The organism is Paenibacillus sp. FSL R5-0345 (genome assembly GCF_000758585.1).
In the GTDB taxonomy this organism is placed as follows: Bacteria; Bacillota; Bacilli; order Paenibacillales; family Paenibacillaceae; genus Paenibacillus_AQ.
In genome coordinates, this window is sequence record NZ_CP009281.1 from 4,060,412 (window position 1) to 4,075,366 (window position 14,955).

13 protein-coding genes are annotated in these 14,955 nt (G+C 42.5%); 2 read left to right on the forward strand and 11 right to left on the reverse strand.

Annotated elements, in window-relative coordinates; all coding sequences use genetic code 11:
- Positions 1-16 precede the first annotated feature (16 nt).
- Positions 17-1,897 carry a molecular chaperone HtpG gene (htpG, locus tag R50345_RS17930; protein WP_042128788.1) on the reverse strand — a complete coding sequence of 627 codons (1,881 nt, stop codon included), beginning with the start codon at positions 1,895-1,897 and terminating at the stop codon, positions 17-19.
- A gap of 284 nt (positions 1,898-2,181) precedes the next feature.
- Between htpG and R50345_RS17935 the strand changes: the two genes are divergently transcribed.
- Positions 2,182-2,592: a VOC family protein gene (locus R50345_RS17935; RefSeq protein WP_042128790.1), complete on the forward strand. Its 411-nt coding sequence runs from the start codon at positions 2,182-2,184 to the stop codon at positions 2,590-2,592.
- Here R50345_RS17935 and R50345_RS17940 read toward each other — a convergent pair.
- Positions 2,575-3,450, reverse strand: a complete 876-nt coding sequence (locus R50345_RS17940; protein WP_042128792.1) for a LysR family transcriptional regulator — start codon at positions 3,448-3,450, stop codon at positions 2,575-2,577. The genes R50345_RS17935 and R50345_RS17940 overlap by 18 nt on opposite strands.
- A gap of 121 nt (positions 3,451-3,571) precedes the next feature.
- Between R50345_RS17940 and dapA the strand changes: the two genes are divergently transcribed.
- Positions 3,572-4,468: a 4-hydroxy-tetrahydrodipicolinate synthase gene (gene dapA, locus R50345_RS17945; RefSeq protein WP_042128793.1), complete on the forward strand. Its 897-nt coding sequence runs from the start codon at positions 3,572-3,574 to the stop codon at positions 4,466-4,468.
- A 211-nt stretch (positions 4,469-4,679) separates the two neighbouring features.
- Here dapA and R50345_RS17950 read toward each other — a convergent pair whose 3' ends face one another.
- From R50345_RS17950 to R50345_RS17990, 9 genes are all read right to left on the reverse strand, one after another.
- Positions 4,680-6,035, reverse strand: coding sequence for a DEAD/DEAH box helicase (locus R50345_RS17950; protein WP_042128795.1), 1,356 nt, complete (start codon positions 6,033-6,035; stop codon positions 4,680-4,682).
- A 277-nt stretch (positions 6,036-6,312) separates the two neighbouring features.
- Positions 6,313-6,885, reverse strand: coding sequence for a phosphate propanoyltransferase (pduL, locus tag R50345_RS17955; RefSeq protein WP_042128797.1), 573 nt, complete (start codon positions 6,883-6,885; stop codon positions 6,313-6,315).
- Positions 6,886-7,023: 138 nt separating this feature from the next.
- Positions 7,024-7,989, reverse strand: a complete 966-nt coding sequence (locus tag R50345_RS17960; RefSeq protein ID WP_042128799.1) for a dipeptidase — start codon at positions 7,987-7,989, stop codon at positions 7,024-7,026.
- A gap of 148 nt (positions 7,990-8,137) precedes the next feature.
- Entirely contained in the window at positions 8,138-8,398 is a 261-nt protein-coding gene (locus R50345_RS17965) for a stage V sporulation protein S (RefSeq protein ID WP_019910496.1), read from the reverse strand.
- A 200-nt stretch (positions 8,399-8,598) separates the two neighbouring features.
- A complete protein-coding gene (locus R50345_RS17970; protein WP_042128805.1) occupies positions 8,599-9,393 on the reverse strand; it encodes a TIGR00282 family metallophosphoesterase in 795 nt (264 codons plus the stop codon).
- A gap of 142 nt (positions 9,394-9,535) precedes the next feature.
- A complete protein-coding gene (rny, locus tag R50345_RS17975; RefSeq protein ID WP_042128807.1) occupies positions 9,536-11,077 on the reverse strand; it encodes a ribonuclease Y in 1,542 nt (513 codons plus the stop codon).
- A gap of 316 nt (positions 11,078-11,393) precedes the next feature.
- Positions 11,394-12,125, reverse strand: coding sequence for a regulatory protein RecX (locus tag R50345_RS17980; RefSeq protein ID WP_156114826.1), 732 nt, complete (start codon positions 12,123-12,125; stop codon positions 11,394-11,396).
- A 163-nt stretch (positions 12,126-12,288) separates the two neighbouring features.
- Entirely contained in the window at positions 12,289-13,356 is a 1,068-nt protein-coding gene (recA, locus tag R50345_RS17985; protein ID WP_042128809.1) for a recombinase RecA, read from the reverse strand.
- Positions 13,357-13,656: 300 nt separating this feature from the next.
- Positions 13,657-14,943 (reverse strand): competence/damage-inducible protein A, encoded by a 1,287-nt coding sequence (locus tag R50345_RS17990; RefSeq protein ID WP_042128811.1) that lies wholly within the window; start codon positions 14,941-14,943, stop codon positions 13,657-13,659.
- Positions 14,944-14,955 lie beyond the last annotated feature (12 nt).

Below are 14,955 nucleotides of genomic sequence, written 5' to 3' on the forward strand. Positions count from 1 at the left end.
GTCTCTGTACTTCATATTATTTCATGATTTTGCAAATATCATTGGTGAATTGAACAGGATCACTAACCTGTAGACCTTCAATCAACAGGGCTTGGTTGTACAGCAGGTTCGTGTATAAACCGAGCTTTTCTTTGTCGTTCTCTGCTGCCGCCTTCAAGGACTGGAATACTTCGTGATGGATGTTGATTTCGAGTACCTTGTCCGCTTGAACCTCTTGGCCATTCGGCATCGATTTCAAGATTTTTTCCATCTCGATGGTCAGTTCGCCTTCAGCAGAGAGACATACCGGATGAGTCTTCAAACGTTTGGAGGCTTTAACATTTTTCACTTTGCCGGACAGGATGTCCTTCATCGCTTCAAAAAGCTCCTTGTTTTCGTTCTCTTCCGCTTCCGTTGGCTTGTCCGCTTCGTCAGCTTCAATACCAAGATCTCCGCTGGATACAGACTTAAATTCTTTTTCCTTATAAGACATGATCATCTTGATTGCAAATTCATCAATATCATCAGTGAAGTAGAGAATTTCAAATCCTTTATCCGAAACAAGCTCAGTTTGAGGGAGTTTCTCGATTCTGTCGATTGACTCTCCGGAAGCATAGTAGATATACTTCTGATCTTCTGGCATTCTAGACACATATTCGTCCAGCGTTACCAGCTTTTTCTCCTTGGAGGAGTAGAACATCAGCAGATCTTGAAGGGTATCTTTGTGCATACCATAATCGTTGTACACACCAAACTTAAGCTGTCTGCCAAAAGCATTATAGAACTGCTCGTACTTCTCTCTTTCATCCTTCAGCAAGCTTTGCAGTTGGCTCTTCACTTTGTTCTTAATGTTCTTAGCAATCAGAGTCAGCTGACGGTCATGCTGGAGCATCTCTCTGGAGATGTTCAAGGAAAGATCCTCAGAATCCACCATACCTTTTACAAAGCTGAAGTAATCAGGCAAGAGATCCGCGCATTTGTTCATGATTAACACACCGTTGGAATACAGCTCAAGACCTTTTTCATATTCCTTTGTGTAATAGTCAAACGGTGTATTTTCTGGGATGAACAAAATCGCATTGTACACTACAGCACCATCGGCACTGATATGAATATGTTTAAGCGGCTTGTCGAAGCCGTAACGCTTCTCTGCATAGAAGTTATCGTAATCTTCCGTAGTCAGCTCGCTTTTGTTCTTACGCCAGATTGGCACCATGCTGTTCACGGTTTGTTCTTGAATAACTTCTTCGAACTCGTTCTCCGTACCTTCTTTTGGCTTTGACTCCTTCACGTCCATTTTGATTGGGAAACGGATGAAGTCGGAGTATTTTTTAATGATGGATTTCAGGCGGTATTCTTCCAAATATTCATCATATTGATCTTCTTCAGTATTGTCTTTAATTTTCAAAATTACATCAGTACCCACAGAATCCTTCTCGACAGACTCGATAGTATAGCCGTCAGCGCCCTTAGACTCCCATTTAAAGGCTTCCTCGCTGCCTAGAGCCTTACTGATCACCGTTACATCATCTGCCACCATAAAAGCAGCATAGAAGCCAACACCGAACTGTCCGATGATATTATGACCATCTTTAGCTTCATTCTCTTTCTTAAAAGCAAGAGATCCGCTCTTCGCGATCGTTCCCAGGTTATTCTCCAGTTCCTCTTGCGTCATACCGATACCAGTATCGGAGATCGTCAGAGTTCTGTTCGCCTTATCGGCAGTCACTTTAATATAATAATCTTCTTTATTGAAGACCAGGCTTTCGTCAGATAATGCTTTGTAATAGATCTTATCAATCGCATCACTTGCATTGGAAATTAGCTCGCGCAGGAAAATTTCCCGTTGTGTATAAATGGAGTTAATCATCATTTCCAGCAATCTTTTCGATTCGGCTTTAAACTCTTTTTTGGCCATGAATAAATAGATCTCCTTTCAAAATAAACATCTTGTCCAACATTTCGTGATTAGCACTCTTGTTAGATGAGTGCTAATTCTTCTTTTTATATAACATAAACTGATTTTGAATGTCAATATTTACAGTGACTTTCTTTAAAGAATGCTATCTTTTACATACAAATTTAAGATTTTATTGATCATTAATGACCCACTTGCGCGTAGGCTAATTCTATGTTTTAAATAGACTAGATGCATAAATTCCAAATAAAGGGTTATCATTATCAGACCTAGGAGGAATTCGAATGAATAAACAAGCGCAGTCCATTGTAAATTCTTCAGCAACAAGTCCCATTAAGAATTTGATTGGCAGTGTATTTATCCCCGTACACGATATTGAAAAAGCCCGTAGCTGGTATTGCCAAGTCCTAGGACTCCATGAAGCGGATCATCCGATTATGAACGGTCATTTATGCCCGTTAACTATGCAAGGAAGCACTGGGATCATTCTGGACACCATGCCCATGTGGGGAGGTTTAGAGCCTGAAGGCGCTCCTCCAATTACAACACCTGCTCTTATGCTTATAACCGATGATTTGCAAGACTCTTTCAACTATATGAAGGAGCTCGGTGTAGAGATAGTAACCGAAATTCAAGATCAACAATGGTTTGTGGTGAAAGACCCTGATGGGAATAAACTAATGATTTGCAAGTAACATTTGCGTTAGAAATTGCAATGGCTGAGACTTCCACTTCTTAGGATGCATCAAAAGCTGCAGATCGAAGTGAATTTCTGGATGCGCGAAGGACAGCTCGGCCAAGTTACCCCGCTCAATTTCTTCCTCTGCAACAATTTTCGGGAGTAATGCAATCCCTAAACCATTCATAACACATCGTTTTATCGCTTCTAGATTCGAAAGCTCAAAACCAATGCGGAATATAATCCCGTGCTCTTTTAACAAGTTCTCGAACAGACTCCGGTAAATACAGCTCTCTTCAGAAACAATTAATTCACAGTTATTTAGATCCTGTAGCGTTACCGTTTCCATCTGGGCAAGAGGATGATTAACGGGGGCTATCAAGACGAGCGGTTCATCTCTAATGATCGTACGATCCAGCAAAGAATCCGTTGTGGTACGATCGAGCATCAGACCGATGTCTACTTCCCCATCTTTTATTTTGGCCACAAGGTTAGATTCCTGCATCGTTTGTAGATGGATATCAAGTTTCGGGAATTTCGTCCTCAACTGCTGTAAGTAGGGTGGCAAGTAGAATGCAGCTAAAGAATCAATCGTACCAATCGTTAGCGTACCTCCTATTTGCTGGGCAATGGTTTCTTTTGAACGGTCATACAGATCCAAAATCTCCACGAATAGCTTCAAAAGCTCTTCACCAGGCGGGGTTAGACGCAGCACTCGACCATGCCTTTCTATTAAAGGCACTCCGTATTCCTTCTCTATCTTCTGTATTTGCATCGTAACACTCGACTGCGCGTAACCTAGCTCTTCAGCAGCCCGTGTAAAGCTCTGACGTTTAGCCACCTCGCGGAATGTTCGTAAATAGGTTAAATCCATAACCTCACCCTAACATCAATATTTTTGATGATACACATCATTTATTATAGCTAACGACGATGCAACATTCCATGGTAAAGTGTATGTAGAGGAATTAAAATATTATGGAGGCCGATAATTTATGCTTACAGAACAACAGATTTATGGAATTTATGTCCCCGTGGTCACCCCGTTCAATGCTGCTGGTGAAGTCGATTTGGATTCGTATCAGCGTTATGTAAAGAACATTATTAACAACAGCATACAAGGTCTGGTCGTTAATGGAACCACCGGTGAATCGCCAACTGTAACCGTAAATGAAATGCAGCTTCTAGTAAACACTTCTCGTGAGCTTTTACAATCTACATCTATCCCCTTAGTAGTCGGTACAGGAACCAATGACACAGCTTCTACGGTAGCACGTACAGAGATCGCAGCTAACCTTGGTGCTGATTGCGCGCTAGTAGTCGTCCCTTATTATAGTCGTCCTTCGCAAGAAGGCATCATTGCCCATTTCCGTAAAGCAGCAGAAGTAGGCATTCCAATCATGGCTTATGACATTCCAAGTCGTACGGGTACTGCTATGACCGTAGATACTGCACGTACAATCCTAGAAATGAATAATGTTGTCGGATTAAAAGACTGTTCGGGCAGCACCAAATTGGTTACTGAGCTAGTTCGTACGGGTACCAAACCGGTGCTCGGCGGCGACGATTCACTCTTTTACGAAATGCTTAGCTGCGGAGCAACTGGAGGTATGCTTGCTACTGCGAACGTTTATCCAGCAGAATGTATCCGTATATACGAAGCTTTCAAATCCGGTCAATTAGACTTAGCTAAAGAAAACTTTGAACAACTGCTGCCGATCATCCGCCTCTTGTTCAAGGAATCAAATCCCGCTCCAATCAAATGGATGCTTAACCAGAATGGCCTAATCGATTCGGATACGCTTCGCCTCCCTATGACTTCCATCAGCACAGCGCTTCAACAAGAGCTTGGTTCTTATGTTCAGGACAACGCGATTGAAGCCACCGCATAAGAGAATATAACAGCCGTTATACAGTGAGGAACTGTTTAGCGGCTGTTTTTTTGCCTCTCTCCATTTTAAAGGTGACGAATACATCTTTATCTGTGTCAAAAACTATACCCTCTCTTGAATTCACCTTATCATCAAATAACAAAAAAACCATCAGATATACTCTGACGGTTTTGAGATCTTATTATGATAAACGTCCAGCTTTCAAAACAACTTATCTGCTGCTCGTTTGTCTTCCTTTAGTGAACCACTCGGACTTTGGCTTTAATGGAGGGTTAGACTTTGGCTTTGCTTTGGCAGGTTTAGATGCCGCTGGTTTTGAAGCTGCTGGTTTAGCTGATGACGGTTTACCAGATGACGGTCTGGAATTCGCTGGTCTTGAACCTGACGGTTTCGAAGATCGTTCTGTCTTCATCTGCGTTTTACGAGACATCGGATACGGGTGATCCTTCACTTCTGGAATCGATTTCCCGATCAATTTCTCGATATCTTTAAGGAACGGAAGCTCTTCAGATTCGCAAAAAGAAATTGCAGTTCCACTCAGCCCCGCTCTGCCCGTACGTCCGATTCGGTGCACATAAGTTTCTGGAATATTCGGCAAGTTGAAGTTGATTACATGAGACAGCTCATCGATATCAATTCCGCGCGCGGCGATATCCGTAGCGACTAGAACGCGGGTTGCACCACTTTTAAAATTCCGCAATGCATTCTGACGATCATTCTGTGATTTATTGCCGTGAATGGCTTGTGCAGAAATGTTCACCTTCGCTAGGTCACGTGTAACACGGTCAGCACCACGTTTGGTCCGAGTAAACACTAGAGCAGAGACAATCGATTTATCCTGTAACAAAAGATTCAATTGATTCTGTTTATTTCCGTTTTCTAATAAATAGATCGATTGTTCGATTCTATCCGCAGTAGAAGATACGGGGGTGATTTCTACTTTCACTGGGTTCACAAGCAAGGTTTTGATCAATTTTGAGATCTCAGTAGGCATCGTTGCAGAGAAGAATAATGTTTGTTTCTTCGTAGGCATTTTAGCGATGATTCGTTTCACATCATGGATAAAGCCCATATCTAGCATACGGTCAGCTTCATCCAAGACAAGAATTTGGACATGCTGCAAATCCACACGTTTTTGATTGATCAGGTCGATAAGTCTACCAGGTGTAGCTATTAGAATATCAGCACCTTGATTCAGGGCACGCTCTTGCACTTTCTGTGATACACCGCCAACGATGGCAGCAGAGCGGATATCTGTATATTGGCTATACGCTTTTATGTTATCAGCAATTTGGATCGCTAGTTCTCTTGTTGGTGTTAAGATCAGCGAGCGAATGCGTCGCACATTGTTTGTTTTGTTGGAATTGGTTTGTTCGCTTAATAATTGAATAATAGGTACAGAAAATGCAGCTGTCTTTCCTGTTCCCGTTTGAGCACATCCAAGTAAATCTCTGCCAGCTAATACGGCTGGGATCGATTGTTCCTGTATAGGTGTAGGTGATGTATAGTTTTCTTTGGTTAAAGCCTTTAAAATCGCAGGCATAATATTCAGTTCGTTAAATGTCATTGGGTCTCCTTAATTTCTAATACATATATTCTTTACATTAAATCCATTTTTCACGTCATAAACAATAATCATAACATAATTAGTCACATAATAATAGATATTCTTTATCATCACACCAATTTTCATTAAAAATCCATTTCAGGATACGATCCACTTTGCTATTCAAACAGTTTAAACATCTGCCAGTTTAACTAGCGTATCAGCCACATAACGGTTCTAAGCACACAACAAAAAAAGCGGAGGATTTCTCCCCCGCTTCCTATGATTGTTATGAAGACTAGTCTACGATTTCAGCAGTGTCGCCATTGTTGGCACCAGCAGCATTAGCTTCGTCAGTATCAATATGCATATCAAGTTTGAAGCTGTCGGATACACGAGCAATTACGTTCTCCAATACAAGACCGCGGTCGCCACCGAGACGAACTTTAAGCAATTGCTTATCCGCAATGCCCCAAGCTTCAGCTTCGGAAGTGTGGAAGTGAATGTGACGAGCTGCGATAATAACGCCTTGTTCTAATTCAACTTCACCAGCAGGTCCTTTTAGCGTAATACCAGGTGTTCCTTCAATATTTCCAGATTCGCGAACTGGAGCTTTCACGCCAAGTGCGAAGGAGTCAGTACGGGAAATTTCCAATTGGGAAGCCGGACGAGCAGGTCCCAAGATTCTTACTTTGTCAAATTTACCTTTGCTACCGATAACTGCTACTTGTTCATTTGCTGCAAATTGTCCTGGTTGGGAAAGTGGTTTGAACTCAGTTAATTGATATCCTGGGCCAAACAGAGCCTCCACGTGCTCTTGCGTAAGGTGAATATGTCTAGCCGACACACCTACGGGTACAGTCTTACTCATTGTAAAGTCACTCCTTGTATTTTCTCTAGTATCTGTACAAGCCATTAACCATTATACATCTTATTTCACCAAAATAAAAAGGGCTGCATCATAACGAAGGCCCTTTTTTCGACAATTTATGTTTTTTGGACAAGATTGTCATGGTTTAGACACCTGAGAGGGCAAGTTTACGCTTAAAAAAGATGTCGCATTCTCATACATCCAGCCTTTTACAGTATCCTCAGGATAATAACGAAGCAGTTGTTCTATAAGATCAGGGTATTTTCCCGGATGCTCCAACTTCTCAACCCAAGTATCAATGCCATCAAAATCTGAGCCAAACATCAGATGCTTCTCTCCGCCGAGACTGCATACCTGTTCAATATGCTTTAACAAATCATCCATACGAGCCTTTCCATGATCACATACAAACCACGGATAAAAGGTCAGCCCCATTCTCCCGTCCATCGCAATTAGAGCTTTTATCTGTTCATCTTTCAAATTTCTAACGTGACCGCAAATGGCTGCGGCATTCGAATGAGAAGCTATAAACGGACGAGAGCTTAAATCTGCCAGTTCCCAAAACCCTGCTTGCGACAAATGCGACACATCCAGCAGCATTCCACTGTGGTTGCACCATTCTACCAGCTTTCTCCCTTTCTCCGTAAATCCACCATTACGCTTCTCTAGCACACCATCTGCTGCCCAATTCGCATAATTCCAAGTGACACCTAGAAACCGCACTCCAAGTTCGAAACAGAGCTGAGCATAAAACAAGTTCCCTTCTAAGCCGTCTACGCCCTCCAGAGAGAGCATTGCTTGTGGAGGTGCTCCAACTAATCGATTCCTCACTTCCTCCTTCCAGCGTAACCACTGAAGCCCATCTGTGCACACTATCTTTTGCCTAAAGAGATCAATTTGTCCTAAAACATGTTCAAAGCTAGGTTTACCTCTCGTAGCTGAAAGATATATCGCAAAACATTGCAACTCCACTCCGCCAGATGCCAACCGTTCTGCAGTAACATCTAATCGAGGGTCATTGTCGAAATTAATATCCGGAGAGGCTTGCATTTTGCTTAGCACATCACAATGAAAATCTGCTACCTTAAACTTTTCAGCTCTCATTTAGCACCCCCACCTCCTCACAGTTCCAGCCGTACATTTTACTTCTAAGTGCCTATTTCAGATATTATGCAGAAAAACTCCTGACTATAAATCAAAAGCAAAAAACCTGTTTACAATAGTAAACAGGTTCATTCATTCTATAGGTCTATTATCTGGGTTCAACAATCAGTTTAATCGCGGTTCGATCTTCTCCATCAATCACTATATCAGTGAAGGCAGGAATGCAGATCAAATCAACTCCGCTTGGTGCAACAAATCCCCGGGCAATGGCAACTGCTTTGACTGCTTGATTCAGTGCTCCAGCTCCAATAGCTTGTAATTCTGCCGATCCACGTTCACGAAGAACACCCGCTAATGCGCCGGCGACGGAATTTGGATTGGATTTAGCTGATACTTTTAATACATCCATAGTAAGTACCTCCCCTGGGAAAATAATGGTGTTCTTCCACTACTTTAGATGTTATTCGCGAGAGAAGAAATAATTCCTTCTTTTTACGGACCACGTCTTCCAAAAACGGTATAAAAGATACTCTTTTACGATATAAAAAATATCACACTTTACCCTTACTCAGCGAAATTACCCGGATTAAACGATACTCTGTTCTACGTTTAGCTCATAACCCATTCATCTTCACGCAACCGTATCTTCTCCAGACGAGTTGCCGCACCAGTAGTTTCATCTAATTCTGCAAATAAACCGTGAAGCTGCCACTTACCTTCATCGACAACAAATCGTGCTGGAAGCTGAGTTGTGAACTTGTAAAGTACTGCATCTCTTTCCATACCCAGAATACCTTCGCTTGAACCAACCATACCCGCATCGGTTAAATACGCAGTTCCTCCTGGCAAAATCACATCATCGTTAGTCTGAACATGCGTATGTGTCCCAACAACAATCGATGCGCGGCCATCCATGAAATACCCCATAGCGATTTTCTCAGAGGTTACCTCTGCATGGAAATCAACGAGAATACATTTATGATCTCTACGAAGCTCTTCAACAATTTCTTCCCCAACACGGAAAGGACAATCAATAGCAGGTAAAAACGTCCGGCCTTGTAAATTTACTATAGCCAGTTCTTTACCATTACCTTTAACAACGGTATAACCTCTTCCCGGTGTTCCTGGCGGAAAATTAGCAGGACGAATAATCCGAGCCTCATCATCGATGAACTCAAAAATATCTTTGTTGTCCCATGTGTGATTCCCCATAGTTATTCCGTGAACGCCCCAGTTAAAAAACTCATTAGCGATCGCCTTAGTGATCCCTCTACCGGCAGCAGAATTTTCGCCATTAACAATAATGATATGTGGCTGATATTTGCTTTTTAGTGAGGGTAACATCTCACGAAGAGCCTTTCTGCCAACATTTCCAACGATATCTCCAATGAATAGTACTTTAATGATTCTCTCCTCCTAATCTTAAACGCTATATCTAATGGATAAGAGCTCATATTCAAAAGAAAAAAGGCCCCGCTTAGGGGCCAATTCTCAACAAATATAAGAAAGTATAAGTTACATCTTATCCCTTAACCTTATATTCCACCTATTTAGCGTATTCAACAGCCCGTGTCTCACGAATAACGGTAACTTTGATATGTCCTGGATAATCCAGTTCACTTTCAATCATCTTCGTAATATCGCGAGCAAGACGGAATGCCTCTGCATCGTCAATCTTCTCTGGCTGTACCATCACGCGTACCTCACGGCCCGCCTGAATAGCAAATGATTTCTCAACGCCTTCGAACGACTCTGAGATTTCTTCCAGTTTTTCTAGACGTTTAATATACGTTTCCAGTGTTTCACGGCGAGCGCCAGGTCTTGCTGCTGACAATGCATCAGCGGCACCAACCAACATAGCAATAACCGAGGTAGCTTCGCAATCTCCATGATGAGACGCGATACTGTTGATAACAACCGGATGTTCCTTATATTTCTTCGCTAGTTCAACGCCGATCTCAACATGCGATCCTTCTACTTCATGATCCAGCGCTTTGCCGATATCATGAAGCAATCCTGCACGTTTTGCAAGCACGATGTCTTCCCCAAGCTCACCGGCCATCAGTCCAGTCAAATAAGCAACCTCCATAGAGTGCTTCAATACATTTTGACCATAGCTTGTACGGAATTTCAGACGACCCAGAATCTTGATCAAGTCTGGATGCAATCCATGAACACCCACTTCGAAAGTAGCTTGTTCACCATATTCGCGAATTCTTTCGTCCACTTCTTTGCGGGATTTTTCCACCATCTCTTCAATACGAGCGGGGTGGATACGTCCATCTGCCACTAGTTTCTCAAGTGCCGTACGGGCCACTTCGCGACGGATTGGATCAAATCCCGACAAAATAACTGCTTCCGGAGTATCATCAATAATGAGGTCGATACCTGTAAGAGTTTCGAGTGCACGAATGTTACGGCCTTCACGACCGATAATCCGACCTTTCATCTCTTCGTTCGGCAGGGTAACAACTGAAACTGTTGTCTCGGCTACGTGATCAGCTGCACAGCGTTGGATAGCGAGTGTGATGATTTCGCGGGATTTCTTATCCGCTTCCTCTTTCGCCTGCTGTTCAATTTCTTTGATCATTTGAGCCGTTTCATGGCGAACTTCTTGCTCAACATTGCTAAGAATAATACTTCTTGCATCTTCGATGCTTAAATTGGAAATGCGCTCCAATTCAGTGACTTGGTTTTTGTAAATAACATCAATTTGCTGTTGGGTTTCATCAATTCGTTTCTCTTTGTTAGCTACTTGTTCTTCTTTTCTTTCAAGCGATTCCATTTTTTTATCCAGAGATTCTTCCTTTTGCAGCAAACGTCTCTCTTGCCGTTGGATTTCATTCCGACGTTCACGAGTTTCTTTCTCAGCTTCAGTACGGATTCTATGGACTTCGTCCTTAGCTTCCAATACCGTTTCTTTCTTCAGCGCCTCTGCGTCCTTCTTCGCGTTCTCCACGATGACTACGGCTTCTCTTTCTGCGCTTTGAATTTTAGCTTCTGCAAGGGATTTACGAATAAAATAACCGAATCCAAAGAATAATGCAGCTACAACGAGAACGATAATGACCCAGATCCATGCTTGCATCTGTTCACCTCCTCGTTGGTTCCTCTCCAAGGTATCCCCCTGGGAATTGTGCAGTTGTTAAACTATCCGTTCATCACCATACAAAAAACCGGTAAACAACCGATTGCCATACTGCACATGTTGCACATGCACACTGCCCGCCTTATCCGGCGATTACATTTCATATGAGTTGTACGCGAACCGTTTTAAAAAGTCCCCTTTTTGGGAAGGAAAAAGGATTCTTACTTTATGCCGATTCATGTTATATTTTATTATTTATAAAAAGACATTGTCAAGAGAGTCGATATGCGCATTAATGTCAAGAGAATCAGTGAGTCTAGTAAAATTCCTCATCTTCACCCTCATAATTGTCTTCTTCAAGTAAAGTATTGATCACTTGACGCACCATATCGCCTGAGAATCCACGCCGCATTAAGAAGGCGCCAGTCTTTCTTCTCTTATCTGCAGCTTCACCTCGGATGAGATTCCATTTCTTACGTCCGGTCTGAAGTGCACTCTCAAGTTCTTGTTCAGGGCTGATATTCTCCAAGGCTTCCGAGATTAAAGATTTGTCGATTCCTTTCTCACGTAGCTCTTGGCGAATCCACATCTTTCCTTTGCGTTGGTTCGTAATGCGTTGCTCTGCCCATTGCTTTGCATACAAAGGGTCATCAAGAAGTCTTTCCTGCTGTAGCCGTTGCACCACTTCCGCAATAATAGTCTCCCCTATTTCCTTCTGCCGTAAACGGCGAGTCATTTCCATAGCGGTTCGTGGCTTTCGTTCTAGATAACGAAGTCCTTCTACATAAGCTCGTTGTCGCTCATCAGCAACAACAATTTCCTCCAAATCGGCTTTCATAAAAGAATTCCCAGTAATCATCCGATATTTAATCATGACGTCTTCGTGTACAGTCATGTTATAAGCTCCGAAATGTATGATATAGCGGTGATCCGATTTCTTCTGACGTTCTACCTTAGTGATTTCTAAAAGTTCTCCATCAGGAAAATCTGCAAGAACTTGTAAGTCCTGCTCATCCGATTCAAAATCCATATCCAGCTGTATTACCATAGTTGCTTGTCACCTCATAGCAATAAAATATCCCCACAAAGTGTAGCTTAAATTCGATGCGTACTCAGGTACTTTGCGAGGACCCCAAATAAATATTTCTGATGCGTTAAGAAAAGACACCCTGCAACAATGAATCACAGGGCGTCCTATTCCTTAATAAATTCTATTGTTCGATTTCGAGAAGTAGCTTTTCTTCTTCCTCTTGCTCTGCAATGATTTCCGCTTCATTTGGTGCAGCAACAATAGTGGAGAGATTACTTGCTTCACGAATCTTGTTCTCAATGATGAGCGCAATATCTTGATGTTCCTTCAAGAACTGTTTGGCATTCTCACGTCCTTGGCCGAGACGCTCGCCTTCATAGGAATACCATGCACCACTCTTATTCACGATGTCCATTTCAGTACCGATGTCTACAAGACTTCCTTCTCTGGAAATCCCTTCACCATACATGATATCAACATCAGCTTGTTTAAATGGAGGTGCTACCTTATTCTTCACAATCTTGATCTTGGTGCGGTTACCTACAACGTCGTTACCCATTTTGATACTTTCCACACGACGAACATCCAACCGTACGGAAGAGTAGAATTTCAGCGCTCGTCCACCCGGAGTTGTCTCAGGGTTACCGAACATAACACCAATTTTCTCACGAAGCTGGTTAATAAAGATAGCAATTGTATTTGATTTACTAATGGCACCAGAAAGCTTCCGAAGCGCTTGAGACATCAAACGAGCCTGTAGGCCGACGTGTGAATCACCCATATCGCCTTCAATTTCCGCTTTAGGAACCAAAGCAGCTACGGAGTCAACGACAATAATGTCTACTGCGCCACTTCGTACAAGTGCTTCAGCAATCTCAAGTGCCTGTTCACCCGTATCTGGCTGAGATAGTAACAATTCATCAATGTTTACGCCCAAGTTACGTGCATACTTCGGATCGAGCGCATGCTCAGCATCGATAAATGCAGCTTGTCCTCCTTGTTTTTGCACTTCTGCAATAGCATGAAGAGCAACAGTTGTTTTACCGGAGGATTCAGGTCCGTATACTTCAATAATACGTCCCTTTGGAAGTCCGCCTATACCTAACGCAATATCAAGTGCCAAAGATCCGCTAGGTACAACTTCCACTTGCATATGAGTGGATTCTCCCAGTTTCATGATCGAACCTTTACCAAATTGTTTTTCTATTTGACGAAGCGCCATATCAAGCGCTGCACGACGATCTGACAATCAGACCACTTCCTTCACTGTTTATAATAATATAATAACGTGTTTTTGAGGTCTTGCCAAGCTTTTTTTCGAACATACATTCGTTTTTTTTGTCTCAAGCGTTAATTATCCCTTTTATTGTAAGCCTCCTTCCGGATATAGAAGTTAACTGATTTCTCTACTTCACCGGACATCAACGACTTATGATCATAACCAAAAACATTGATCAAAATCTCTGCAAATATACAAAAAACCGCAGCAAAGAAATCTCAGTGCCACGGTTCTTCCGTATGTTCCAATTATAACTGGGCTAATCTCCCATTACAAGTCTGAACCCTCAAGTGGTGTCTCCACCTTGCGTTCCTCAAGTCTACGCCATAGTCGATACAGTAGAGCTTTAACAGTACGCAGTCGTATATTCTCACGTGTCCCTTTAAGATTAAGCTCATATACCTCTGTCTTACGCCCGCGTTCAGCTAAACCAATAAATACAAGTCCGACTGGTTTACGTTCAGAATAGCCTGGTCCTGCTACGCCTGTTACAGATAAACCGAAATCACTGTCCGCAATCATTCTCACCTGATCGGCCAACACCTCGGCAACTTCACGACTTACCGCCCCTGGAGCATCAGGCCCCTCCAAATAAGCACTTGGCACATTCAGAAGTTTTTTCTTTAGATCGTTCGAATAACAGACGATTCCTCCCGCAAACATCGAAGCGCTACCTGGTATGTTGGTTATACTCTCCATCAGCAAGCCTCCGGTACAGCTCTCCGCCGCACTTAAAGTCAGACCTGCATCCGCCATCCAATCTACAATTAGCTGTTCTAGTGGTACATCAATATTCGCATATAAATGCTCTGGCAAAATCTCTTTGATCTGCTTCTCCAGAATCTCCAGCTTCTTGAAAGCTTCATGCTCGGAAGGCGCCTTTGTCGAAATACGAACGGTTACTTCTCCCTCTTTTGCATATGGAGCTATGGTTGGGTCTGTCTGGCTGTGAATCAGATCTATGAGCTTATCCTCAAGCAGTGATTCTCCGATACCTGCAAATTTTAGCATTTTAGAATAAAGTGGCATTTCTGACGTCAGAGCATGCTGCTGAAGCCAAGGTACTGCTTTATCTACGAACATTGGTTTCATCTCGCGAGGCGGACCAGGAAGCACAATATAATATTTCTTTTCATGCTCAAAAGCAATACCCACAGCAAGACCAATCTCATTTGGCAAAGGTGTGGTTCCTTCAATTATAAGTGCCTGTTTACGATTATTCTCTGTCATTACAATCTTACGATCATCAAAGAAACGTTGTACATGATCCATTGCCAAACGATCTATATGGAGTGTTCGGCCTAAAGAAGCAGCCAATGCATCTTTTGTAAGATCATCTTCTGTCGGACCAATACCACCTGTAAAAATGATAACATCAGCTCTGTTTTGAGCAATTTCAATAGCTTGCTGCAAGCGACTGCTGTTATCGCCAACTACGGTTTGAAAATATACATCAATCCCAATAGCAGCTAACTCTATAGATAGAAACTGGGCATTACTATTCACGATTTGACCGAGCAAAAGCTCCGTGCCTACTGCAATAATCTCCGCTTTCATCCCTGGCTTTCG